The following is a 1,701-nucleotide window of genomic DNA, read 5'->3' on the forward strand; positions in this document are numbered from 1 at the left end:
GCGCGAGACACCCGACCAGCTGACCGCCGACAACGACCGGACCGCTCGGGCCGCACAGATCTTCGTCGCCCACCCGCGCGAGGCATCGCCGACCTTACACCAGCAGATTCGAACTGATGACGCTCAGCAGCGTTGCAGAACTGGACAACAGCCCGGACCCAGACAGAAGTGCTGGCCTACCAGACTCATAGGATTTGAACCTGCGACCACCTGGGGCGGGTTCCAGTTGTCCAGAACCTACTCATCAGTTCCGAATAGTACTCAGTACCAAGGGTTTCCGAGAAACGACTCTTCTCAACGAATCGCATGAATTCCCATTGATTCCGGTCAAAACTGTGGGGTTTCTGTGGAGGCAGCCGCTGAACGTCCGGTCGACCGGCTCATCCCCGCACGAGCGGGGAGCACGGTGAGCAGGCCGGGGCAGACGAGCAGGGCGGTGCTCAGCGCGCCGATGAGTGTGTGTCGCAGCGTCATTGCTGACTTCCTTGTCAGGTCAGAGAGCGGTGTCGGCGTCGCGGCGTACGCAGGCGTCGTAGTCGGCATAGGCGCCGGTGTTGAGGCTGTGCAGCACCCGGTCGCGGGTGAGGTGACCGCGCACGGCCACCGCAACCCGGTCGGGCAGGACCGCGGCGGCCAATTCGTAGACGCGCATCCAACCCGGCACCGCGACCAGGGTGCGCCGGTGGCGACAAGACGCGACCATGGCTTCGGCGATGCGTTCGGGCTTTACGGTTGGCAGCCTCCGCCGAGCTGCACACCGGCGACCAGATCGGTGCGCACGGCCGAGGGCAGGACCGCGGTCACAGTCTCACCGGTGCCTGTGAGTTCGTCACGCACCGATTCGGTGAAACGGATGACCGCGTGCTTGGAGGCGCCAGCTCAACGGGCGACCACGCAAAACGCACGGCTGGGAAACCCCAGCCGAGCGGTTGCATAAACTACTCGCGGCCTGAACAACTGACCACGTGTTGCGACGACCCCTAGAAATCGCCGTTGCGGCGCGCCACACAGGCGCGCGGACGGCCTCGCGTAGATCAGGATGTGTCCTGTGGCCTCACCCGAGTTCGAGGGAAGTGACACCGAAAACCCTGTCCTGGAGATGGTTTCGGACGCCACCGGTGTACATGCGCGCGGTCTCGAACGTGGGTGTGAGGCCTGCCGTCTCGGCCAGTAGCACCGCCGGTTCGTTACCCAGTGGCACATCAACCGCCAGTGACGCGCCGTCCGAGGCTCGCGCGCACGCGGCGAGCAATTGCCGCGCGTCGTCGACCGTGTCGGCGAACAGCGGGCCGACCCGCCAACCGTCGCGGGCGGGGCGGACAGTGCAGAATCCAGTGAGGGTTGCGTCGACGATCCGCAGGAAGGTGCGGTGTGTCGGCTCGGTCAGCCAACGCGCCAGAAACATGGGCCGGGCCGCGGGAACGCAACGCGCATCGTAGGCCAGCACATCACCCACCTCATCGGGCAGCAGGACGCGAACGGTCCCGTCCGGTGCGGGCAAGGCCGCGACACCGCCGAAACGCGCACTACGATAGGCGAGTTCGAATCCGCTGCGGCGATAGTTGTTCTGCTGGTCCACGACCCCGTCGAGCCCGACCACACGGGCACCCGCGTGGGTGAGCCCCTTTCGCCACGTGGCAATCCCGAAGCCACGTCCGCGCAGATCGGGTCGGACCAGGTAGAAGCCGAGGAAGGCATAGG

Annotated in this window: 4 protein-coding genes; all 4 read right to left on the bottom strand. The window is 65.7% G+C overall.

All coding sequences use genetic code 11. The features are described 5' to 3' along the window. Nucleotides 1–327 precede the first annotated feature (327 nt). On the bottom strand, nt 328–474 hold the full coding sequence (locus ACFWF3_RS34965) for a hypothetical protein (RefSeq protein WP_379318372.1): 147 nt from the start codon (nt 472–474) through the stop codon (nt 328–330). A gap of 19 nt (nt 475–493) precedes the next feature. Then, on the bottom strand, nt 494–703 hold the full coding sequence (locus tag ACFWF3_RS34970) for a hypothetical protein (protein WP_379318374.1): 210 nt from the start codon (nt 701–703) through the stop codon (nt 494–496). Nucleotides 704–726: 23 nt separating this feature from the next. Beyond that, nucleotides 727–837, bottom strand: a complete 111-nt coding sequence (locus ACFWF3_RS34975; RefSeq protein ID WP_379318376.1) for a hypothetical protein — start codon at nt 835–837, stop codon at nt 727–729. A gap of 217 nt (nt 838–1,054) precedes the next feature. Then, a partial coding sequence (locus tag ACFWF3_RS34980) for a GNAT family N-acetyltransferase (protein ID WP_379318378.1) occupies nt 1,055–1,701 on the bottom strand: 647 nt, incomplete at its 5' end.

Origin of the sequence: Nocardia sp. NPDC060220 (assembly GCF_042727815.1) — a bacterium.
Classification (GTDB): Bacteria; Actinomycetota; Actinomycetes; order Mycobacteriales; family Mycobacteriaceae; genus Nocardia.